The sequence below is a fragment of the Leifsonia sp. NPDC077715 genome (assembly GCF_040686855.1).
Lineage (GTDB): Bacteria > Actinomycetota > Actinomycetes > Actinomycetales > Microbacteriaceae > Leifsonia.
The window spans coordinates 104,000-126,259 of sequence record NZ_JBFBOG010000003.1; the positions used below are offsets into that span (position 1 = coordinate 104,000).

Here is a 22,260-nt window from a genome sequence, read left to right on the forward strand (position 1 = left end):
AGGACGCCGGTCGCGCCCGATGCGACGCCCTCCCGCGGCTCATATCCTCAGACCAGGCCGAAGGCCGTCAGCTCGTCGTCGGTGAGCATCCGGGACCTGGTCAGGAACCGCTTGCCCTCCGGAGCCTCCGCGGAGAAGCCGCTGCCCCGTCCGTCGACGAGGTCGATCGTGAGGTGGGTGAACTTCCAGTACTCGTACTGCGCCGCGGACATGTACACCGGCACCGGGGCGGCGCCCTCGACGTCGAGCGTGCCGAGAAGGACGTCCGCGCCGCCGACCCGGAACATCCCGACGGGGTAACACATGGGCGCGGAGCCGTCGCAGCAGCCACCGGACTGGTGGAGCAGCAGGGGCCCGTGGACGCCGGCCAGCTGCCGCAGCATCGCCGCGGCAGCCGGCGTGACGTCTACGCGGGCGGGGGACGGGTGGGTCACGGCGACTCCTAGAAGAAGCCCATCGGGCCGTCGGCGTACGACACCAGCAAGTTCTTCGTCTGCTGGTAGTGGTCGAGCATCATCCGGTGGTTCTCGCGCCCGATGCCGGACTGCTTGTAGCCGCCGAACGCCGCGTGCGCCGGGTACTGGTGGTACGTGTTGCACCAGACGCGGCCCGCCTCGATCGCGCGCCCCGCGCGGTAAAGCTGGGAGCCGTCGCGGCTCCAGACGCCCGCTCCGAGGCCGTAGAGCGTGTCGTTGGCGATGCCGATGGCGTCGTCGAAGTCGCCGAAGCGGGTGAGCGCGAGCACGGGGCCGAAGATCTCCTCCTGGAAGATCCGCATCGAGTTGTCTCCCTCGAACACGGTCGGCTGCACGTAGTAGCCGCCCGAGAGCTCGCCGCCGAGGTCGGCGCGCTCGCCGCCGGTGAGCAGGCGGGCACCCTCCTGACGGCCGATGTCGATGTACGACAGGATCTTCTCCAGCTGGTCGTTCGAGGCCTGCGCGCCGATCATCGTCGACACATCCAGCGGATCGCCCTGCTTGATGGCCCGGACGCGGTCGAGACCGTCGCCGACGAACCCGTCGTAGATCGAGGACTGCACCAGCGCCCGCGAGGGACAGGTGCACACCTCGCCCTGGTTGAGGGCGAAGAAGGTGAACCCCTCGAGCGCCTTGTCGTAGAACGCATCCCGGCCGGCCGCCACATCCTCGAAGAAGATGTTGGGGCTCTTGCCGCCGAGCTCCAGCGTGACCGGGATGAGGTTCTCGCTCGCGTACTGCATGATCAGCCGGCCGGTCGTGGTCTCGCCCGTGAACGCCACCTTCCGGATGCGCTTGTGCGAGGCGAGGGGTGCTCCTGCCTCGAATCCGAAGCCGTTGACGATGTTGACCACGCCGTCCGGGAGCAGGTCGCGGACAAGGTCCAGCCAGACGTGGATGGACGCGGGCGTCTGCTCCGCGGGCTTGAGGACGACGCAGTTCCCGGCGGCCAGGGCGGGGGCGAGCTTCCAGGTCGCCATCAGCAGCGGGAAGTTCCACGGGATGATCTGGCCGACCACGCCCAGCGGCTCGTGGAAGTGGTACGCGACCGTATCGTGATCGAGCTCGCTGATGCCGCCCTCCTGGGCCCGGATCGCCCCGGCGAAGTAGCGGAAGTGGTCGATGGCGAGCGGGATGTCGGCCGCCAGCGTCTCACGCACCGGCTTGCCGTTCTCCCAGGTCTCCGCCACCGCGAGGAGTTCGAGGTTGGCCTCCATGCGGTCGGCGATGCGGGTCAGGAGGAGGGCGCGGTCGGCGACGGAGGTGCGGCTCCACTCGGGGAAGGCGGCCCATGCGGCCTCCACGGCGGCGTCGACGTCCTCCGCGTCTCCGCGTGCGATCTCGGTGAACGGACGGCCGGTCACGGGCGTGATGTCGTCGAAATAGCGGCCGCCGTGCGGGGCGACGTAACGGCCGCCGATGAAGTGGTCGTAGCGCGGCGCGAACGCCATCACCGCCCCTTCGGTTCCGGGGTGCGCGTAGGCGCTCGGCTTCTCCGCGGCGACGGGTTCGCCGGCGGTCTGCGCGGCGGTCTGCTCCGGGCTCAGGGTCATGGTTCGTCTCCTTCGACATCGCATGGACGCGCGTGGATCACGCGCGCTCCGCACGCTAGCCAGGAGAGGGTTGCATCCGGTTGCATCCCGCCCGGGCGCTGTCAGTCGCGAGCCTCGAGAGCCGTCAGGTGCGCCACCACCAGGGCGCGACGCGGCGACTGCGGCGGCAGCGCCTGCAGCGCCGCGCGCCAGATCTCCACATCGTCGACTCCGCGGTCGGTCTGCGCCCATGCCAGCAGCAGGTCGGGGGAGGCGGACTCGAGCAACGCCTCCCGCAGTCGGCCGACGACCTCCTCGCGCAGCTCCTCCAGGCCGGGCGCCCGGGAGCCGGGGAGGGGACCGCCGCCGTACGACGCCACCGCGGCCCGGTGGGCGCCGCGCCGCTGGAGGTCGACGACGGCGCCGAGGTCCGTCTCCATGGGCGCGCCGAGACGGTAGGGGCGGGTGAGCGGACCGAGCTCTGGTGCGATCCGGCCGAGCGCCCGCCGCAGCCGGACCATCTCCGCCCGCAGCGTGACGACGCTCCGCCGGTCCCCGTAGACCAGTTCCGCCAGCCGCTCCGCCGACAGTCCGTCGCTGTGCCAGGCGAGCAGCGCGAGGAGTTCGCTGTGACGGGTGCTGAGCCCACCGCTGCGGCCGCTCGCGCCGGTGAGCTCTCCCGTGTCGCGGCCGAGGATGCGCAGCTGGGCGGGCTGCCCGGGCGAGCGGCCCGTCCGTGCCGGACGTCGCGCCCCTCCTGCTCTCGTGTCGGCGGCCGCGTCGCGCAGGCGTGCGATCAGCAGCTCTCGCTCGACCGCGGCGACTGTCGCCTCCACGAGCGCGAGGACGTGGGGCGCGGCGACCTGGTCCTCGCCGGTGACGTCGACGACCCCGATGATGTCTCCCGTGTCCGGGTCGCGCACGGGGACGGCCGTGCAGCTCCACGGCTTCACCTCCCGCGCGAAGTGCTCCGCACCGCGGATCTGGACGCCGTCGCCGATCGCCAGCGCCGTTCCGGGCGCCGAGGTGCCGACATCGCCCTCCGCCCAGGCGGCGCCGGGGACGAACAACATCGCTTCCGCTCGCCGCCGCAGGACCGGGTCGCCCTCCACCCAAAGGAGCCGTCCGCGGGCGTCGCCGACGGCGACCACCACGCGGGAGTCGGGCTCCGCGTCCCGCACGAGAAGCGTGCGGATGACCGGGAGGGCGGCGGCGAGAGGATGCGCTCGCCGCGCGTCCTCCAGGCCGGGGCCGTCGAGGACCAGCGGGGCGCTCACGTGCTCCGGGTCCAGCCGCGCCCGCTCGGCGCGACGCCACGACGCGTCCACCACGGGGCGCATCGTCCGTGAGACTCCCTCGTCCATGCGAGCATCGTAGCTCCCTTGCGGCGCGCCGCACCGGCCCGCGATGGCCGCCCGGCTGGTAGGATTGTCGAGGTCGGCCGTGCGCCGACATTCCAACTCAATACCGAGAAGGAACCCGGAGCAGGCTGGCAGGAGCTGGTCCTCGGTGGTGGTATCCGGATGCGAGACCGTGCTGAAGAGGCGTCGCAACCGTGTATTTCTACTGATGGCCAGACGGGCTCAGCCCACGCACCCGCATGGGATGCCGCGTACACAGAACGTGTCGAACTGCCTGTTCCTGCTCCTTGGATGAAGTCGCGTCCACACGGGACCGCGACGTTAAACAAAGGAGACAGACCTCTTGGAAGGTCCTGAGATCAAGTTCGCCGAAGCCGTCCTCGACAACGGCCGCTTCGGCACCCGCACCGTCCGGTTCGAGACCGGACGCCTCGCCCAGCAGGCGCAGGGCGCCGTCGCCGCCTACCTCGACGAGGAGACCATGCTGCTGAGCGCGACCAGCGCCAGCAAGCACCCGAAGGACAACTTCGACTTCTTCCCGCTGACGGTGGACGTCGAGGAGCGCTCGTACGCCGCCGGGAAGATCCCCGGCTCGTTCTTCCGCCGCGAGGGACGTCCCTCGACCGAGGCGATCCTCGTCTGCCGTCTGATCGACCGCCCCCTGCGTCCGTCGTTCGTCGACGGCCTCCGCAACGAGGTGCAGATCGTCATCACCGTCCTGAGCATCGCTCCGGACGAGTTCTACGACGCGCTCGCCATCAACGCGGCCAGCGCCTCCACGCAGATCTCCGGTCTGCCGTTCTCCGGCCCGATCGCCGGTGTGCGCCTCGCGCTCATCCCCGGCAACGGCCAGCACGAGGACCAGTGGATCGCGTTCCCGAAGGCTTCGCAGCTCGAGGAGGCCGTCTTCGACCTCGTCGTCGCGGGCCGCGTCCTCACCAACGAGGACGGCTCCGAGGGCGACGTCGCGATCATGATGGTCGAGGCCGAGGCCACCGAGAACAGCTGGAACCTCATCCAGGGCGGTGCCGTGAAGCCGAGCGAGGAGGTCGTCGCCCAGGGTCTGGAGGCGGCCAAGCCGTTCATCCGCGAGCTCGTGGGCGCGCAGAACGTGCTCGCGCAGCAGTCCGCGAAGGCGATCGCCGACTACCCGGTGTTCCTGCCCTACTCGCAGACCACGTACGACAACGTCGCCGGCCTCGCCTACGACGAGCTCGTCAACGTGTACCAGATCGCCGACAAGGTCGAGCGCCAGAACGCCGACGACGCCCTCAAGGAGCGCGTCAAGGCGGCCCTCGCCGAGAAGGTGGAGGCGGGCGTCCTCGACCCCGAGGTGCTGACCCAGTTCTCCGCGGCGTACAAGTCGGTGTCGAAGGTCGTCATGCGCGGTCGCGTGCTGCGCGAGGGCATCCGCATCGACGGTCGCGGTCTGACCGACATCCGTCCGCTCGACGCCGAGGTGCAGGTCATCCCGCGCGTCCACGGTTCGGCGATCTTCCAGCGCGGCGAGACCCAGATCCTGGGCGTCACCACGCTGAACATGCTCAAGATGGAGCAGCAGATCGACTCGCTGTCGCCGGTCACGAAGAAGCGCTACCTGCACCACTACAACTTCCCGCCCTACTCGACCGGTGAGACCGGCCGCGTGGGCTCGCCGAAGCGTCGCGAGATCGGGCACGGCTTCCTCGCCGAGCGCGCCCTCGTGCCGGTGCTGCCGAGCCGCGAGGAGTTCCCGTACGCGATCCGTCAGGTGTCCGAGGCGCTGAGCTCGAACGGCTCGACCTCGATGGGCTCCGTCTGCGCGTCCACCCTGTCGCTGCTGAACGCCGGTGTGCCCCTGCGCGCCCCGGTCGCCGGCATCGCCATGGGCCTGATCTCCGACGTCGTCGACGGTGAGACCCGCTACGCGGCGCTCACCGACATCCTGGGCGCCGAGGACGCGCTCGGCGACATGGACTTCAAGGTCGCCGGAACCAGCGAGTTCGTCACCGCTATCCAGCTCGACACGAAGCTCGACGGCATCCCGTCGTCGGTGCTCGCCGGCGCGCTGACCCAGGCGAAGGACGCCCGCACCACCATCCTGAGCGTGCTGAACGCCGCGATCGACCGTCCGGACGAGATGGCCCCGACCGCGCCGCGCGTGATCTCGGTCCAGATCCCGGTCGACAAGATCGGCGAGCTGATCGGCCCGAAGGGCAAGACGATCAACGCGATCCAGGACGAGACCGGCGCCGAGATCTCCATCGAGGAGGACGGCACCGTCTACATCGGCGCCACCGACGGCCCGTCGGCCGAGGCGGCCCGCGCTCAGGTGAACGCGATCGCGAACCCCACCAACCCGGAGGTCGGCGAGCAGTTCCTCGGAACCGTCGTCAAGATCGCCGCGTTCGGCGCGTTCGTCTCGCTGCTCCCGGGCAAGGACGGCCTGCTGCACATCTCGGAGGTCCGCAAGCTCGCCGGCGGCAAGCGCGTGGAGAACGTCGAGGACGTGCTCGGTGTCGGCCAGAAGATCCTGGTCGAGATCACCAAGATCGACGACCGCGGAAAGCTGTCGCTCGCTCCGGTGATCGCCGAGGAGGGCGCCGAGGCTCCGGCCGAGACGGCCCCCGCGGAGGCTCCCGCCGAGGCGTAAAGCTCTCGCACCGCGAAGGCCGCGTCGACCCCTGGTCGGCGCGGCCTTCGCCGTTAAGCGTCGCGGGTCAGCAGGGGGCGGAGGCGGTAGGGGATGAGCTCGCCCATGTCGAGCGACGTCTCGGCGCGGTCGACGCCCTCCGTGGACTGGATGATGCCGGTGATGCGGAACAGGTCCTCCGCATCCACGCACACCACCCGGAGCAGGAGATCGGACGGCCCGGACAGCCCGTGCGCCTGCACGATCTCGGGGATCGCCGCCAGGCTCTCCACCACCTCCGCGAGCCGCTGCTGCTGCACGTGCACGTTGACGAAGGCCGCGAGCGGGTACCCCGCCATCCGCGCCGAGATGCGCCGCTCGAACGACAGGAACGCGCCGTTGCGCTCCAGCTCCGCCACCCGCGCCTGCACGGTGTTGCGGCTGAGTCCCAGGCGGTCGGCGAGCGACACGTTGGTCGAGCGCGGGTCGTCCGCGAGCGCCAGGAGGATGCGTCGGTCGGTGTTGTCGAAGGTGCGCATAGTGTGAAAAGTAGCAGGTCTGGCCTTGTGCGGATAGTGCATCCTGCACGGTCGACACGCCGATGGTTGTGCGCGCTGATCCGGGAGCGTAGCCTTCCCTCAATTCCGGCAAGGAGGCCGGAAGCCGGTCGCGCGCGCCACAAGCGTGTCGCCCGGGCGCGAGAGTGAAGGTTGCGTGAACCGTGACGATCGACAATCAGCCCGCTACCCGTCAGGGCGGCTCCCACACGGATCTTGGGTCGCTCGGCCTCGGCGTCATCGACGTCGTGAGCCTGCTGGACGCGGAGGGCGTCCGCCACGAGGACGACCGCTACGACGCGTGGGTCTCGGACATCGGCACCGAGCAGCTGCTCTCGCTCTACGAGGACATGCGCGTCATCCGCCGCATCGACGCCGAGGCGACCGCCCTGCAGCGTCAGGGCGAGCTGGGCCTGTGGCCGCCGCTGCTCGGCCAGGAGGCCGCCCAGATCGGTTCCGGACGCGCCCTGCGCTCCGACGACTTCGTCTTCTCCAGCTACCGGGAGCACGGCGTCGCGTACTGCCGCGGCGCCGGCCTCGTCGACCTGCTGCGCGTCTGGCGCGGCACGACGCAGAGCGGCTGGAACCCCTACGACATCAACATGGCGACCCCGCAGGTCATCATCGGCGCGCAGACGCTGCACGCGACCGGCTACGCGCTCGGCATCCAGGCCGACGGCACGGATGCAGTCGCAGTGGCGTACTTCGGCGACGGCGCGACCAGCGAGGGGGACGTCAACGAGGCGCTGATCTTCGCCGCGACGTACGCCGCGCCGGTCGTCTTCTTCTGCCAGAACAACCAGTACGCGATCTCCGAGCCGGTGTCGCTCCAGGCGCAGCGTCCCATCGCCGACCGTGCGCCGGGCTTCGGGGTGCCGAGCGTCCGTGTCGACGGCAACGACGTGCTCGCCGTCCTCGCCGTGACGCGCGCCGCCCTCGACCGCGCCCGCACCGGAGGCGGCCCGACCTTCATCGAGGCCGTCACTTACCGGATGGGCCCGCACACCACCGCCGATGACCCGACCCGCTACCGCGACGCGTCCGAGCTCGACCAGTGGCGCGGCAAGGACCCGGTCACCCGGGTCGAGGCGTACCTGGACGCGCAGGGTGCCCTCACCGGCGAGCGGATGGCCGCGATCGTCGCGAAGGCGGACGCCGTGGCAGCCGAGATGCGCGCGGGCATCACGTCTCTCGCCGACCCGGAGCCGCTGTCCGTCTTCGACAACGTCTACGCCGAGCCGCACACCGGCCTCGCGCGCCAGCGCGACCACTACTCGCGGTACCTCCGCACCTTCGTAGGGAGCGACGGACGATGACCTCCCTCAGCATGGCCAAGGCGATCAACGCCGGCCTCCGCCGCTCGCTCGCCGCCGACGACCACGTCGTCCTGATGGGCGAGGACATCGGCACCCTCGGCGGCGTCTTCCGCGTCACCGACGGCCTCCAGACCGAGTTCGGGCCGCGCCGGGTGATGGACTCGCCGCTCGCCGAGTCCGGCATCCTCGGCACCGCGGTCGGGATGGCGTACCGCGGCTACCGGCCGGTGGTCGAGATCCAGTTCGACGGCTTCATCTACCCGGCCTTCGACCAGATCGTGAACCAGGTCGCGCGCATGCACTACCGCACCGCCGGGAACGTGCGGATGCCGATGGTCATCCGCGTCCCGTTCGCCGGCGGCATCGGCTCGGCCGAGCACCACTCCGACTCGCCCGAGGCCTACTTCGCCCACACGGCGGGCCTGCGCGTGGTCAGCCCATCGGACCCGCAGGACGCCTTCACGCTCATCCAGCAGGCCATCGCCTCCGACGACCCGGTGCTGTTCTTCGAGCCGAAGCGCCGCTACCACGCCAAGGGCGAGGTGGATGAGGACGCCCCGCTCGCGGACGCTCGCCCGATGGGCACCGCGCGAGTTGTGACGCAGGGCACCGACGTGACCCTCGTGACCTACGGCGGTCTCGTGCAGCTGGCGCGGGACGCGGCGGTCGCGGCGTCCGACGAGGGCGTCTCGGTCGAGGTGATCGACCTGCGCTCGCTGTCGCCGCTCGACCTGGACACGGTCGTCGCGTCGGTGAAGCGCACCGGCCGGCTCGTCGTCACGCACGAGGCCGCCTTGTCCGGAGGTCTCGCGGCCGAGATCTCGGCGTCGATCACCGAGCGCTGCTTCTACCACCTGGAGCACGCGCCGGTTCGGATCACCGGGCACGACATCCCGTACCCGCCGGCACGCCTGGAGTCGGCGCACCTGCCCGACCTCGACCGCATCCTCGACGGCATCGACCGCGCGATGGACCGGCCGAACTCGCTGAGCGGGGTGGAGGACTGATGGCGGTCAAGGAGTTCGCGCTGCCCGACCTCGGTGAGGGTCTGACCGAGTCGGAGCTGGTCGCGTGGAAGGTCGCCGTCGGCGACACCGTGCAGCTCAACCAGATCATCGCGGAGGTCGAGACGGCCAAAGCGCTGGTGGAGCTGCCCGCGCCGTACGACGGGAAGGTGTCGCGGCTGTTCGTGGAGCCCGGCGTGACGGTCGCGGTGGGGGAGCCGCTGGTCGCGTTCGAGGTCGAGGGGGCGGATGCGGGGGTCGTGCCGGGCGCGCCGGAGCCGGGGGCTTCAGTCAGCTCGGCGGATGCGGGGGCGGCGCCGGGCGCGCCGGAGCCGGGGGCTTCGGACAGCTCTGCGGATGACGGCCGGGCGGCGGATGCGCCGGAGCCGACTCTGGTCGGGTACGGTGCGCGGCCGGATGCGGCGAGCCGCCCGGCGCGCCGCGCGCGGCCGGGGCTGGCGGCCGGGGGAGTGGAGGGGTCTGCCGGGGCGGCTACGTCGCCCGTGGCGACCGCCGCAGCGGTCGCCACCGCTTCACCGGCAGTGGCGGAATCCGGGTCGGATGCGGCGGCTGCGCCGGCCGGGCCGGCTTCGGCATCGGTATCCGGGTGGGATGCGGCGGCTGCGCCGGCCCCGGCGCCGGCGGCGGTGACCGCGCCGCCGGTGGCTCTCGCAGAGCGGCCCCGGGCGACCCCGCCCGTGCGGAAGCTCGCGCGCGAGCTGGGCGTCGACCTCGCGTCCATCGCCGGCTCGGGCGAGCGCGGCCTCATCACGCGGGCGGATGTGGAGTCCTCGGCGCAGGGGGCCGTCGCACCGACGGCGTCCGCGCCGTCCGTCGGAGCGCGCGAGACGCGCATCCCGATCCGCGGCGTGCGCAAGGCGACCGCGGAGGCGATGGTCCGCAGCGCCTTCGGCGCACCGCAGGCGACCGTGTTCCTCACGATCGACGTCACTCCCACGAGCGAGCTGACCGCGAGGCTGCGCGCACGCCCCGAGCTCGCCGACGTGCGCGCGGGGCTCCTCGCCGTCGTCGCGAAGGCGTTGACGCTCGCCGTCCGCCGGACGCCCGAGGTCAACTCCCGCTGGGACGACGCGGCGAACGAGATCGTGCAGGCGGACTACATCCACCTGGGCATCGCCGCCGCCACCCCGCGGGGCCTGATGGTGCCGGTGATCCGGGATGCGGACGCCCTGTCGCTCGCCGACCTCGCCGGCGCGATCCGGCAGCTCGCCGAGACCGCCCGCGCCGGGCGCACCGCGCCCGCCGACCTCAGCGGCGGCACCATCACGATCACCAACGTCGGAGTCTTCGGCGTGGACATCGGTACGCCCATCCTCACCCCTGGCGAGGCCGCCATCCTCGCGATCGGCGCCGTGCGGAGGCAGCCGTGGGAGCACGATGGCGGCATCGCGCTCCGGGACGTGCTCACGCTGGCGCTGACGTTCGACCACCGGATCGTCGACGGCGAGCAGGCCTCCCGCTTCCTCGCCGACGTGGGCCGCGTCCTCGCCGACCCCGCCTCCGTCCTCACCATGGTCTGATCCGCTCTGCATGACGCAACACGCCGTGCCGCGCCCGCGCCGCACGGCGTGTCGCGTCAACCAGCCGCATCCATGGGTCGCAACGCGCCGTCACGGCGACCGCGTAACGGCGTGTTGCGACCCATAGACGAACTACTGGTCCCGACTCGCCGTTACGCGCGCCTGCGTAACGGCGTGTTGGGACCAGTAGATGGGCGTTGGCTCGGCGACGCAAGGCGGCGTCCATGGGTCGCAACGCGCCGTCACGGCACCCGCGTAACGGCGTGTTGCGTCCCGCCGACGAACGACTGGTCCCGACTCGCTGCTATGCGCGCCCGCGTAACGTCGTGTTGGGACCAGTAGTTGGGTGCGGGCTCGGCAGCGCAAGGCGGCATCCATGGGTCGCAACACGCCGCCACGGCGCCCGCGTAACGGCGTGTTGCGTCCCACCGACGAACGACTGGTCCCGACTCGCCGTTATGCGCGCCTGCGTAACGGCGTGTTGGGACGAGTAGACGGATGCGGGCTCGGCGGCGCAAGGCAGCATCCATGGGTCGCAAAGCGCCGTCACGGCGCCCGCGCAACGACGTGTTGCGTCCCACAGACGAACTACCGGTCCCGACTCGCCGTTATGCGCGGCGGCGTAACGGCGTGTTGGGACCGGCAGGTGCAGCGGCTACGCGTGCAGGGCGGCGTTCAGCTCCACGCCGACGCCCGCGCGGCGCAGCACCTCGACCGCGCCGGTCAGCGAGTTGCGGCGGAACAGCAGCCCGGGCTGCCCGGACAGCTCCGCCGCCTTCACGGTGCGCGGGCGGCCGTCGGCGGTCGGCGCCTCGCCGACGAGTACGACCTTCGTGCCTGCGGTCACGTAGAGGCCGGCCTCGACGACCGAGTCGTCGCCGATCGAGATGCCGATGCCCGAGTTGGCGCCGAGCAGGGCGCGCTCGCCGATCGAGACGCGGTGCGTCCCGCCGCCGGACAGCGTGCCCATGATGGATGCGCCGCCGCCGATGTCCGACCCGTCGCCCACCACGACGCCCTGGGAGATGCGGCCTTCGACCATCGACGAGCCGAGCGTCCCGGCGTTGAAGTTCACGAAGCCCTCGTGCATCACGGTCGTGCCCGGCGCGAGGTGCGCGCCGAGGCGGACGCGGGAGGCGTCGGCGATGCGGACGCGGTCCGGCGTGACGTAGTCGAGCAGCCGCGGGAACTTGTCCACGCCCGAGACCTGGATGCCCGCACGCTGCAGCCGCGGACGCAGCCGGTCGAGGTCGGCCGGGTTGACCGGGCCGGCGTTCGTCCAGGCGACGTTGGGCAGGTGGGCGAAGATCCCATCCAGGGACAGCCCGTTCGGCTGCACGAGCAGGTGCGAGAGCAGGTGCAGGCGCAGGTAGGCGTCCGGCGTGGAGGCGGGAGGCGCGTCCAGGTCGATCTCGACGGTCACGATGTCGATGCGGACGGCGCGTCGGGGGTCCTCGCCCGCAAGCTCCTCGAACTCGGCCGGGGCGATCCAGCGGTCGCGGCCGGCGGGCAACGTCCCGAGCCGCGGCGACGGGTACCAGGTGTCGAGCACCGTGCCGTCGGCCGCGACGGTGGCGAGGCCGTAGCCCCAGGCGGAGCGGGGCGCGGCGGAACTGTCAGGCACGTCAGAAGGCATGCCCCTAGGTTAGTAGGGTGCAGAACGACAGCCTCCCCCTCGACCTCAGCGCCACCTCCATCGACCTGACACGTCAGATCTGCGACATCGAGTCCGTCTCCGGCAACGAGGGCACCCTCGCCGACGCCATCGAGGCGTCGCTGGCCGCCCTGCCGCACCTCGAGGTGATCCGCGACGGCGACACGATCGTCGCCCGCACCAACCTCGGTCGCGAGCGCCGCGCGCTGATCGCCGGGCACATCGACACGGTGCCGCTCAACGGCAACCTGCCGACGCGCTTCGAGACGCAGGACGGCATCCGCTACCTCTGGGGCCGCGGCACGGTGGACATGAAGGCCGGCGTCGCGGTGCAGCTGAAGCTCGCCGCCGAGCTCACCGACCCCGCCGTCGACGTCACGTGGATGTGGTACGACCACGAAGAGGTCAACGCCGAGCTGAACGGCCTCGGCCGCCTCGCCCGCAACCGGCCCGACCTGTTCGTCGGCGACTTCGGCATCCTGGGGGAGCCGAGCAACGGCGTCGTGGAGGGCGGCTGCAACGGCAACCTGCGCGTCGAGGTCCGCACCTACGGCCTCCGGGCGCATTCGGCCCGCGGCTGGGTGGGCGACAACGCCATCCACAAGGCGGCGCCGATCCTCGACATCCTCGCCGGCTACCAGGCGCGCGAGGTGGAGGTCGACGGTCTCGTCTACAAGGAGGGCCTGAACGCGGTCGGGATCTCCGGCGGCGTCGCCGGCAACATCATCCCGGACGAGTGCATGGTGCACATCAACTACCGGTTCGCGCCGTCGCGCAGCTCGCAGGAGGCCATCGAGCACATGCACGAGCTGTTCGGCGACTACGAGATCACCGTGGTCGACCGTGCCGACGGCGCCCGTCCGGGACTGGATGCGCCGCTCGCGCAGGAGTTCGTCGCCGCGGTCGGCGGCGTGGCCAAGCCGAAGTACGGGTGGACGGATGTGGCCCGCTTCAGCGCGCTGGGCATCCCCGCGGTCAACTACGGACCCGGCGACCCGCTGAAGGCGCACGCCGACGACGAGCGTGTGGACGTCGAGCAGATCGTGGCGGTCGAGGAGGGGCTGCGTGCCTGGCTCACGGGTGCAGGCGCCCGCTGATTCCGTCGCGCTGAGCGACGCCGACGACGCGCCCCACCCGGGCGCGGGCGTCCGTCGCGCCTGGTGGACCCTGTGGTGGGTCCGCGTCCTGGCCGTCTACCTGGCCGCGCGCGTCGTCACCACGGTGATCCTGCTCGCGTTCGCCGCCGCGGAGGCGAAGAACGCGTGGACGTCGGCCGCACCCGACTACTTCACCTTCGCCAACATCTGGGACGGACGCTGGTATGAGATCGTCGCCGGCTTCGGCTACCCCGCGAGCCTCCCGACGACGGACGGCGTGCACGTCAGCGAGAACGCCTGGGCGTTCATGCCCGGCTTCCCGGGCGTCGTGGACGCGGTCATGTTCGTCACGCGGCTGCCGTGGCCGTACGCCGCGGTGCTGGTGTCGTTCCTGGCGGGAGCGGGTGCCGCGCTGGTGTTCCACCAGCTCATGCGGCGGGTGGGGCTCTCACGGTCGCAGAGCCTGTTCGCGGTGGTGCTGTTCTGCGTGGCGCCGGTCTCGCCGCTGTTCCAGGTCGCCTACGCCGAGTCGCTGTACATCCTGCTGCTGGTCACCGCGCTGCTGCTTCTCGTCGAGCGGAGGTACGGCTGGCTGTTCCCGGTCGTGCTGGCGATGGCGTTCACGCGGCCGAGCGGGCTGGCGTTCGCCCTGGCGCTGGCGATGCACGTGGTCTACCGCTGGGTGCGTCGGCGCGACGACCCCTATCCCGTGCGGGAGCGCGTCCTGAGCGTGTCGCTGACCGTGTTCAGCGGGCTCGCCGGGCTGGCGTGGCCGGCGATCGCGGCCATCGCGACCGGGTCGCTCACCGCCTACACCGACACCGAGCTGGCGTGGCGCTCCCCGTACATCGGTTACGTGCACCTGGTGCCGTTCGCGCCGTGGTTCCAGGGCGCCGACTGGTGGGCGAGCGCGATGCTCGGCCTGCCCGGATGGATCGGCGTGGTCGCCCTGGTCGTGATCCTGGCCGCGTTCGCGGTGCTGCTGTTCTCGCCCGCGGTCCGGCGGCTGGGCGTCGACCTGCGGTTCTGGGTGGCCGCCTACTCCCTCTATCTGCTTGCTGTGTTCTTCCCGCAGTCGAGCACCTTCCGCCTGCTGATGCCGTTGTTCCCGCTGCTCGGCGCGCTCGCCCTGCCGCGCAGCCGCGTCTACCGGCTGGCGCTGGTCGCGCTGTTCGTCGCGCTCCAGGTGGGATGGGTCGCGATCTGCTGGACGATCGACGGATACGACTGGTCACCGCCGTGATACCCACGATTTCCGCAGGCCCACCAGGATGTCGGATAATAGGAGGACATCCACGAAAGGGGAGCTGCATGGCGGCCATGAAGCCGAGGACCGGGGACGGGCCTATGGAGGCTGTGAAGGAGGGACGGCTCATCATCGTGCGTGTGCCGCTCGAGGGTGGGGGACGACTGGTGGTCTCCGTCAACGACGCGGAAGCCAAAGAGCTCCATGACGCGCTCGCGAGTGTCGTGACCTCCGCCTGAAACAAACGTTCTACCGAGAAGGGCCCCGGATCGCACCGATCCGGGGCCCTTCTCGGCATCCGCACGCCTTACGGCGCGAGCTTGGTGATCTGCAGCAGCCCTTCTCCCGCGGGGGAGAGCGCCGCGATGACGGCGCCGGAGGCCGACGTCTCGGTGATGAGCGTCCGGAAACCCGTGGCCACCTCATCCCGTGCGGCCGGATCGGCGACGCGGCCGCGCCACAGCGCCCGGGCGACCAGCACGGTTCCGCCGGGGCGCACCAGCCGGAGGCCGTGCTCGACGTACTCGATGACCGACTGCGGGTCCGCGTCGATGAACACGATGTCGTAGGAGTTCTCGTTCATCCGCGGCAGCACCTCGAGGGCGCGGCCCGGGATGAGGCGCACCCGGTTGGCGGGGACGCCGGCCTCGGTGAAGAACGCGCGCGCGTGCTGCTGGTTCTCGACCTCCACGTCGATGGACGTCAGCTGCGCCTCCGTGCCGCCGGTGAGCAGCCACAGGCCGGAGACCCCGACGCCGGTGCCGATCTCGACGACGTTCTCCGCGCGGGTGGCGGCGACGACGACGGCCGCCTGGGCGCCCGTCGCGGGGGAGATCGGCTCGATGCCCAGCTCCAGCGACTGCTGCCGGGCGCGCGCGATCACCTCGCTCTCGACGACCACGTCGTCGGCGAACCTCCAGTTCGAGTCCTTCTCTGACACAGCACTCCCGTCGATCAGCTGCTTCTCGCGGCTTCTTCCGAGGATACGGTCGGCTGGCACGGCATCCGTGGAGGCACCGCCGCGATACCCTGGAATGGTGTTCGGGCTGACCTTCGACAAGCTGCTGATCGTGGCGGTGATCGCGGCGTTCGTCATCGGCCCGGAGCGCCTGCCCACGTACGCGGCGAAGCTCGGTCAGCTGGTGCGGTCGCTCCGCGACTTCGCGAACGGTGCGAAAGACCGGATGCGCGACGAGATGGGCCCCGAGTTCGACGAGGTCGACTGGAAGAAGCTCGACCCGCGGCAATACGATCCGCGGCGGATCATCCGCGAGGCGCTGCTGGAGGACCCGGCGGCCGGCGCGGGCGCTGCGGCGGGTGGCGCCATCAAGCCGGTGACGCAGTCGGCGTACGCGCAGCGCAAGATGCCGCTGACGGCGGGCGCGGTGCCGCCGTACGACACCGAGTCCACTTGAGCCGCTGCGGGGCGCGCGGTCGCGCATCCACTACGCTGCGGACATGATCGCAACGGAGCAGTCGCTGACCCGGGCGACAGTCGCGCGGTACGCCGTCGGATCGCTGGGGACCGGCGGCTTCGCCACCCTCCCGGGCCTCGTCCTCGTCTACTACCTGACCGACTCGCTCGGCGTCGCCGCGATCGTCGCCGGCGTCGTGGTCACGGTCGCGAAGGTGTGGGACGTGATCATCGACCCGGTCATCGGAGCCCGCAGCGACCGGATGCTCGCCGTGCGCGGCTCGCGCCGGCCGATGATGCTGCTCGGCGCGATCGCCCTCCCGGTGTTCTTCCTGCTCACCTTCGCCGTGCCTCCCGGTACCGCGGCCGGGATCGCCGCGGTGTGGGTGCTGCTCGCGTTCGTGCTGACCGCGACGGCGTTCAGCCTCTTCCAAGTGCCGTACATCGCGCTCCCGGCCGAGCTCGCGTCCGGGTACGACCAGCGGACGCGTCTGCTGACGTGGCGCGTCGTGGTGCTGACCTTCGCCATCCTGCTGTTCGGCGCGGGCGGACCGGCGCTGCGGTCGCTCGGCGGCGGCAACGCGTTCAGCGGCTACCTGCTCATGGCGCTCGTCGCCGGCGTGGTGATCGGGGCCGGGATGCTGGTCTCCGCCTTCGTCGCCCCGCGCGGCCTCCCTGCGGCCGACGTGCCGCCGCGGGAGAGCATCCTGGTCACGCTGCGCTCGAACTACGCCGCCGGAGTGCGCGTGCTGCGGGACAGCCAGCCGTTCCGGGCGCTCCTGCTCACCTTCCTGCTGCAGGGGCTCGCGACCGGACTGATGCTCGCGGGCGCCAACTACGTCGCCACGTGGGTGCTCCACTCGGAGGATGCGGTGACGTTCCTGTTCATCGCCCTGATCGGCCCGGCGCTGATCGTCACGCCGGTGTGGGGTGTGGTGGCGCGGCGCATCGGCAAGGAGCGCGGATTCGCGATCGCGAGCATCCTGTTCGGCGTGGCCGCCCTGTCCATGATCGCGCTGCTGTGGGCGCCGGGCGCGTGGGTGTACGCGCCGGTCGCGCTGGCGGGCGCCGCGTACGCCGGGATGCAGTCGCTGCCGATGGCCATGCTCCCCGACGTCATCTCGCACGACGCGCGCCGCAACGGCGAGGGCCGCGCCGGGACCTTCGGCGGGATGTGGACGGCCGGCGAGACGACCGGGATGGCGCTCGGCGCGACCGTGCTCAGCATCGTGCTCGCCGTGAGCGGCTACGTCTCGCGCAGCGCTGCCGCGGCCGACGCGGTGCAGCCGGGGAGCGCGGTGGCGGGCATCGGGCTGAGCTTCAGCCTCATCCCGGCCCTGATCATCGCGGTCAGCGTGGTGCCGCTTGCCCGGTACCGGCTGCGGAAGGGAGACATCGATGGCGTCGTTTGACCTGGCCGCGATCCTCGGGCGGCTCTCCGCGCTGCGGGCGGCGGATGCGCCGACGCACGGCGGGCGCGTCCTCAGCTACGTGTACGACTCGGGGCTGCCCGAGCTCGACGAACTGGCCGCCGAGGCCATGCGCCTGGTGCAGCCGGTGAACGGACTGGACCCGACCACGTTCACGTCCGTCGCGGTGATGGAGCGCGAGGTCGTCGGGTTCGCGCGCGAGCTGCTGCACGGCGACGACGAGGTGGTCGGCTCGGTGACCTCCGGTGGGACGGAGTCGTGCCTCCTCGCGGTGAAGACGGCGCGGGACGCGTGGCGCGCGGCGGGCGGGACCGGCACCCCGCGGCTGGTTGCGCCGGTGACGGTCCATGCCGCGTTCCAGAAGGCGGCGGCGCTGTTCGACCTCGCGCTCGAGCTGGTGCCGGTGGATGCGGAGACCGGCCGGGTCTCCGCCGACTCCCTCGTCGAGCGCATCGGGCGGGACGTCGCGCTCGTCGTCGTGTCCGCCCCGTCATACCCGTACGCGACCCTCGACCCGGTGGAGGAGGTGGCGGCGGCCTGCGACGCCGCGGGTGTGGCGTGCCACGTCGACGCGTGCATCGGCGGCTGGGTGCTGCCGTTCTGGCGGTCCGCCGACGGCTCGGCGCTGCCCGCGTGGGACTTCCGCGTGCCCGGGGTCACCAGCGTCTCCGCCGACCTGCACAAATACGGCTACGCGCCGAAGGGAGCCAGCGTGCTGCTGCAGCGCGACCGGGACCGCCAGCGCCGCCAGTACTTCGCGACGACGGGATGGCCCGGCTACCCGGTCGTGAACGCCACGCTGCTCGGGTCGAAGTCGGCGGCGGCGCTGGCCGCATCCTGGGCCATCGTGCAGGCGCTCGGCGCGCGCGGGTTCGCCCGGCTTGCGGAGTCGTGCGGACGGGCGACGCGTGCCCTCGTGGATGTGGTCGGCGACATCGAGGGGCTGCGGGTCGTGGGCTCGCCGACCGGGCCGCTGTTCGCGGTGGCGACCGACGAGTCCCTGCCTGAGGAGCGGCGCGTGGACCCGCACCACTGGGCGGATCGCGTCCGCCGGCGGGGGTGGATCCTCCAGCTGCAGCCCGGCCTCGCGCAGCCCGACGGGACGCGCCTGCCGCACACCACGCACCTGACGATCACCCCCGTGACGGAGGGGCGGCTGGACGAACTGGAGGCGGCACTGCGCGGGGCGGCCTCCGAGGCGCGCGGCGTCCCGCCGGTGGACCGCGGTGCGGTGCTCGGAGCGTTGCCGCCCGGGCTCGCAGACGCGGCCGCGCTCGACTCCGCGACTGCGGCCCACATCCTCGGCGCGCTCGGCCTCACCGGCGGCGCGACCCCCGGCCTCCCCGACGACCAGGCCCCGCTGCTCGCCCTCGTGGAGGCGCTGCCGCGCCCCGTCGCCGAGCGCCTCCTCGTGGAGCTCCTAGCCCGCGCCGTCGAGCCCCCGGCCTGACCGGCGCGCCCGCCCCGTGAGGTGCAGGTACGTGCGGTCGACACGCCGCGCGGCCGCGCAACTACCTGCACTTCGCGCCCCGGCCCCGCGCGTCGAGTGGTGAGTGGATGCGGTCATTCACCCCGAGTGGCGACCTCTTGTCACCACTCGACGGGTGAGGTGCAGGTACTTGCGGTCGACACGCCGCGCGGCCGCGCAACTACCCGCACTTCGCGCCCCTGCCCCCGCGCGTCGAGTGGTGAGTGGATGCGGTCATCCACCCCGAGTGGCGACCTCTTGTCACCACTCGACGGGTGAGGTGCAGGTAGTTGCGGTCGACACGCCGCGCGGCCGCGCAACTACCTGCACTTCGCGCCCCTGCCCCGTTGAGTGGTGCGTGGATGCGGTCATCCACCCCGAGTGGCGACCTCTTGTCACCACCCGGCGTGAGGTGCAGGTACTTGCGGCCGACACGCCGTGCAGCCGCGCAACCACCTGCACTTCACGACGTGGACGGGGCGGGGTGGGTCGGGGGCGGGTCAGCGGACGGAGAGGCCGAGCTTGCGGCCGGCGAGGCCGCGGGCGCGCGTCGCGAGCCGGTCGGCGACCGCGCGGATCGCGGCGGCAGCCGGGTCGGCGGGTTCGGACACCACGATCGGCGCGCCCGCGTCCCCGCCGGCACGCAGTGGGATGCTGAGCGGCACGCTGGCGAGCAGCGGCACCTCCTCGTCCTGCCCGGCCGACAGCCGACGCGCGACCTCGGCGCCGCCGCCCGACCCGAACAGCTCGAGCACCGACCCGTCCGGCTGCACCAGACCGGCCATGTTCTCGATCACGCCGATGACCTTCTGCCCGGTCTGGCGGGCCACCACGCCGGACCGCTCCGCCACGTCCGCCGCCGCCGGCTGCGGTGTCGTCACGACCAGCACCTCCGCGGTCGGCAGCAGCTGCCCGACCGAGATCGCCACGTCGCCGGTGCCGGGCGGCAGGTCGAGCAGGAGCGCGTCCAGATCGCCGAAGTACACGTCCGTCAGGAACTGCTGGATGGTGCGGTGCAGCATCGGCCCGCGCCACGCCACCGCCGCCGACGCGGAGTCGACGAACATGCCGATCGAGACCACCTTCACGCCGTATGCGACCGGCGGCAGGATCATGTCGTCGACACGCGTGGGCCGCGGCGCCACGCCGTTCTCGTCGGTCAGGCCCAGGATGCCGGGGATCGAGAAGCCGTGGACGTCCGCATCCACGATCCCGACGCGCAGCCCGCGCTCCGCCAGGGCGACCGCGAGGTTCGCCGTGACGGTCGACTTGCCGACGCCGCCCTTGCCGCTGGTCACCGCGTACACGCGGGTCAGCGACTCCGGCCCGAACTGTTGCCCGCGAGCTGGACGCCCGGCGCGCAGCTTCTCCGTCAGCGCGCGGCGCTCGGCCGGCGTCATCACCGAGACGTCCACCGCGACCGACGTCACGCCCGGCACCGCCGCCGTCGCCGCGCGCACATCGCGCTCGATCGCGTCAGCGGCCGGGCACCCGACGATGGTCAGCTTGATGCCGACGGACGCGCGTCCGTCCGCGTCCACCGACACCGCGTCCACCATGTCGAGCTCGGTGATCGGCTTGCGGATCTCCGGGTCGAGCACCGCCGCCAGCGCGCCGCGGACCGCGCCGGACAGTCCGGACACGTCAGGCACGGGCCGCCTGTTCGCCCTCGCCGGACTCGGATTTCTCAAGGTCTTCGAGCAGCGACCTCAGCTCGGCGCGGATGAAGTCCTTCGTCGCCATGTCGCGCACGGCCAGCCGCAGCGCGACGACCTCGCGGGCCAGGTACTCGGTGTCAGCCAAGTTGCGCTCGGCGCGCTGCCGGTCCTGCTCGATCTGCACGCGGTCGCGGTCGTCCTGGCGGTTCTGCGCGAGCAGGATGAGGGGAGCCGCGTACGACGCCTGGAGCGACAGCACCAGGGTGAGCGTGATGAAGCCGAGGTCGGCGGAGTCGAACCGCCACCCCTTCGGCGTGAGCGTGTTCCACGCCATCCACGCGATGACGAAGACCGTCAGCCCGAGGACGAACCAGGGCGTGCCCATGGCGCGCGCGATCCACTCGGTGAACCGCCCGAAGCGGTCGCTCGACTCCACCGGCGTGCGCCGGAGCACCGGCGTCCGGAGGCCCTTCGGGGCGTCGAGCGCCGTGTCCTGCCTACCTCGTGCCACTTCCGCCCCTCCTTCCGTTCACGATGCGGATGCTGCCGGTCTCGTCGGACGGCTCCGTGCGTTTCACGGGGTCGTCCTCGTCTTGACTTCGCCAGTCGTCGGGGAGCAGGTAGTCGAGGATGTCGTCGATGGTCACCACCCCGACGAGCCGGTGCTTGTCGTCCACCACGGGGACGGAGACGAGGTTGTACGAGGCGAGGATGCGCGACACCTCGGCGGCGGAGGTGTCGGCGGTCACCGGCTCCAGGCCCGGGTCGAGCAGGGTGCCGAGGCGCACGTGCGGGGGATAGCGCAGCATCCGCTGGAAGTGCACGACGCCGAGGAAGCGGCCGGTCGGCGCCTCGTACGGCGGCAGGGTCACGCACACGGCCGCGCCGAGCGCCGGCGCGAGCTCGTGGCGGCGGATGAGTGCGAGCCCTTCCGCGACCGTGGCGTCGGCCGACACGATGATCGGCTCGGTCGTCATGAGACCGCCCGCGGTGTCCGGGTTGTAGCTGAGGAGCATGCGGACGTCCTCCGCCTCCTCCGGCTCCATCAGCTCGAGCAGGTGCTCGCCGCGCTCGTCGGAGAGCTGCGCGATGAGGTCGGCCGCGTCGTCCGGCTGCATCTGGTCGAGCACGTCGGCCGCGCGGTCGTCGTCGAGCTTGGCGAGGATCTGCACCTGCTCGCTCTCGGGCATCTCCTCCAGCACGTCGGCGAGCCGGTCGTCCGGCAGCTCCTCCGCGACCTCCAGCATGCGCTGCTGGGGGAGATCGAGGAGCGTGTTCGCCAGGTCAGCGGGCTTGAGCTCGGAGTAGGTGGCGATCAGCTGCTCGGCGGACTGCGCTTCTCCGCGGTTCTGCTTCTCGCGCACCTCGTTCCAGCTGACGAAGGTGGTCGGGCCCTTGCCGAACGGCGACGGACCGGTCTTCGGCTTCCGCACGAACAGCTGGCTGATCGCCCAGTCGCCGGTATCGCTGTCCTCGATCGCGACGTCCTCGATGGTCGCCTCGCCGCTGCCATCGGCGAACACGACGCGCCGCCCGAGCATTTCGGCGATGACGCGCACCTCGCCGCCGCGCTGCTCGAAGCGGCGCAGGTTGATGAGCCCGTTGGTGATGATCTGGCCGCTGGAGATGCTGGTGACACGCCCGATCGAGAGGAACACGCGGCGCTTTCCCGGGATCTCGACGATGAGGCCCACCACCCGCGGCGGATCGTTCTTGCGGTACACCACGAGGACGTCGCGGACCTTGCCGACCCGGTCACCGACAGGGTCGAACACGGTCGTCCCGGCGAGGCGGGCGACGAACACTCTCGTGGCACTCACCCTATAAACCTAAGCCCTCGCGGGTGAACGACAGCTGTTTCCTGTGCCCGGCACGGGCGGGGATGGAACAATGGC

19 protein-coding genes are annotated in these 22,260 nt (G+C 71.6%); 10 read left to right on the forward strand and 9 right to left on the reverse strand.

The features are described 5' to 3' along the window. Nucleotides 1–47: 47 nt before the first annotated feature. The 3 genes from AB0P25_RS14255 to AB0P25_RS14265 form a co-directional block, all read right to left on the reverse strand. A complete protein-coding gene (locus tag AB0P25_RS14255) occupies nucleotides 48–383 on the reverse strand; it encodes a DUF779 domain-containing protein (protein ID WP_363809311.1) in 336 nt (111 codons plus the stop codon). A 59-nt stretch (nucleotides 384–442) separates the two neighbouring features. After that, the gene (locus AB0P25_RS14260; RefSeq protein WP_363809312.1) at nucleotides 443–1,927 is read right to left on the reverse strand and encodes an aldehyde dehydrogenase family protein; all 1,485 of its coding nucleotides are present in this window, start codon (nucleotides 1,925–1,927) and stop codon (nucleotides 443–445) included. 203 nt (nucleotides 1,928–2,130) lie between these two features. Then, entirely contained in the window at nucleotides 2,131–3,372 is a 1,242-nt protein-coding gene (locus tag AB0P25_RS14265) for a GAF domain-containing protein (protein WP_363808194.1), read from the reverse strand. A gap of 340 nt (nucleotides 3,373–3,712) precedes the next feature. Between AB0P25_RS14265 and AB0P25_RS14270 the strand changes: the two genes are divergently transcribed. Beyond that, on the forward strand, nucleotides 3,713–6,001 hold the full coding sequence (locus AB0P25_RS14270; protein ID WP_363808196.1) for a polyribonucleotide nucleotidyltransferase: 2,289 nt from the start codon (nucleotides 3,713–3,715) through the stop codon (nucleotides 5,999–6,001). A gap of 53 nt (nucleotides 6,002–6,054) precedes the next feature. On the opposite strand, the gene AB0P25_RS14275 is transcribed toward AB0P25_RS14270, so the two are convergent. Continuing rightward, nucleotides 6,055–6,519 (reverse strand): Lrp/AsnC family transcriptional regulator, encoded by a 465-nt coding sequence (locus tag AB0P25_RS14275; RefSeq protein WP_363808197.1) that lies wholly within the window; start codon nucleotides 6,517–6,519, stop codon nucleotides 6,055–6,057. Nucleotides 6,520–6,701: 182 nt separating this feature from the next. Between AB0P25_RS14275 and pdhA the strand changes: the two genes are divergently transcribed. The 3 genes from pdhA to AB0P25_RS14290 are packed head-to-tail and all read left to right on the forward strand — an operon-like array spanning nucleotide 6,702 to nucleotide 10,398. Further along, entirely contained in the window at nucleotides 6,702–7,853 is a 1,152-nt protein-coding gene (gene pdhA / locus AB0P25_RS14280) for a pyruvate dehydrogenase (acetyl-transferring) E1 component subunit alpha (protein WP_363808200.1), read from the forward strand. Beyond that, on the forward strand, nucleotides 7,850–8,860 hold the full coding sequence (locus AB0P25_RS14285; protein WP_363808201.1) for an alpha-ketoacid dehydrogenase subunit beta: 1,011 nt from the start codon (nucleotides 7,850–7,852) through the stop codon (nucleotides 8,858–8,860). Before pdhA ends, AB0P25_RS14285 begins: the two co-directional genes overlap by 4 nt. Then, a complete protein-coding gene (locus AB0P25_RS14290) occupies nucleotides 8,860–10,398 on the forward strand; it encodes a dihydrolipoamide acetyltransferase family protein (RefSeq protein WP_363808202.1) in 1,539 nt (512 codons plus the stop codon). Before AB0P25_RS14285 ends, AB0P25_RS14290 begins: the two co-directional genes overlap by 1 nt. 655 nt (nucleotides 10,399–11,053) lie before the next feature. Here the strand turns inward: AB0P25_RS14290 and dapD are convergent. Then, on the reverse strand, nucleotides 11,054–12,034 hold the full coding sequence (gene dapD / locus AB0P25_RS14295) for a 2,3,4,5-tetrahydropyridine-2,6-dicarboxylate N-succinyltransferase (protein ID WP_363808204.1): 981 nt from the start codon (nucleotides 12,032–12,034) through the stop codon (nucleotides 11,054–11,056). A gap of 17 nt (nucleotides 12,035–12,051) precedes the next feature. Between dapD and dapE the strand changes: the two genes are divergently transcribed. The 3 genes from dapE to AB0P25_RS14310 all read left to right on the forward strand — a co-directional run bounded on the left by dapE (nucleotide 12,052) and on the right by AB0P25_RS14310 (nucleotide 14,634). Further along, entirely contained in the window at nucleotides 12,052–13,149 is a 1,098-nt protein-coding gene (gene dapE / locus AB0P25_RS14300; RefSeq protein WP_363808205.1) for a succinyl-diaminopimelate desuccinylase, read from the forward strand. Then, nucleotides 13,118–14,392 (forward strand): hypothetical protein, encoded by a 1,275-nt coding sequence (locus AB0P25_RS14305; RefSeq protein ID WP_363808206.1) that lies wholly within the window; start codon nucleotides 13,118–13,120, stop codon nucleotides 14,390–14,392. Before dapE ends, AB0P25_RS14305 begins: the two co-directional genes overlap by 32 nt. Before the next feature lie 68 nt (nucleotides 14,393–14,460). Continuing rightward, nucleotides 14,461–14,634, forward strand: coding sequence for a DUF3117 domain-containing protein (locus AB0P25_RS14310; RefSeq protein WP_018190460.1), 174 nt, complete (start codon nucleotides 14,461–14,463; stop codon nucleotides 14,632–14,634). A gap of 68 nt (nucleotides 14,635–14,702) precedes the next feature. Here AB0P25_RS14310 and AB0P25_RS14315 read toward each other — a convergent pair whose 3' ends face one another. Beyond that, complete coding sequence (locus AB0P25_RS14315) at nucleotides 14,703–15,335, reverse strand: class I SAM-dependent methyltransferase (RefSeq protein ID WP_064112186.1); 633 nt, start codon at nucleotides 15,333–15,335, stop codon at nucleotides 14,703–14,705. A gap of 94 nt (nucleotides 15,336–15,429) precedes the next feature. Here AB0P25_RS14315 and AB0P25_RS14320 point away from each other — a divergent pair, with 94 nt between their 5' ends. From AB0P25_RS14320 to AB0P25_RS14330, 3 genes are read left to right on the forward strand one after another with little or no spacing between them, the layout of a single operon-like run. Further along, entirely contained in the window at nucleotides 15,430–15,810 is a 381-nt protein-coding gene (locus tag AB0P25_RS14320; RefSeq protein ID WP_363808208.1) for a Sec-independent protein translocase TatB, read from the forward strand. A gap of 43 nt (nucleotides 15,811–15,853) precedes the next feature. After that, nucleotides 15,854–17,221, forward strand: a complete 1,368-nt coding sequence (locus AB0P25_RS14325) for an MFS transporter (protein WP_363808209.1) — start codon at nucleotides 15,854–15,856, stop codon at nucleotides 17,219–17,221. Further along, nucleotides 17,208–18,689 (forward strand): aminotransferase class V-fold PLP-dependent enzyme, encoded by a 1,482-nt coding sequence (locus tag AB0P25_RS14330; RefSeq protein WP_363808210.1) that lies wholly within the window; start codon nucleotides 17,208–17,210, stop codon nucleotides 18,687–18,689. Before AB0P25_RS14325 ends, AB0P25_RS14330 begins: the two co-directional genes overlap by 14 nt. 518 nt (nucleotides 18,690–19,207) lie before the next feature. Here the strand turns inward: AB0P25_RS14330 and AB0P25_RS14335 are convergent. From AB0P25_RS14335 to AB0P25_RS14345, 3 genes are read right to left on the reverse strand one after another with little or no spacing between them, the layout of a single operon-like run. Continuing rightward, a complete protein-coding gene (locus tag AB0P25_RS14335; protein ID WP_363808211.1) occupies nucleotides 19,208–20,359 on the reverse strand; it encodes an Mrp/NBP35 family ATP-binding protein in 1,152 nt (383 codons plus the stop codon). Beyond that, a complete protein-coding gene (locus AB0P25_RS14340; protein ID WP_363808212.1) occupies nucleotides 20,352–20,876 on the reverse strand; it encodes a DUF1003 domain-containing protein in 525 nt (174 codons plus the stop codon). Before AB0P25_RS14340 ends, AB0P25_RS14335 begins: the two co-directional genes overlap by 8 nt. Next, entirely contained in the window at nucleotides 20,863–22,185 is a 1,323-nt protein-coding gene (locus tag AB0P25_RS14345) for a CBS domain-containing protein (RefSeq protein ID WP_363808214.1), read from the reverse strand. The genes AB0P25_RS14340 and AB0P25_RS14345 overlap by 14 nt, the downstream gene beginning before the upstream one ends. Nucleotides 22,186–22,260: the final 75 nt, after the last annotated feature.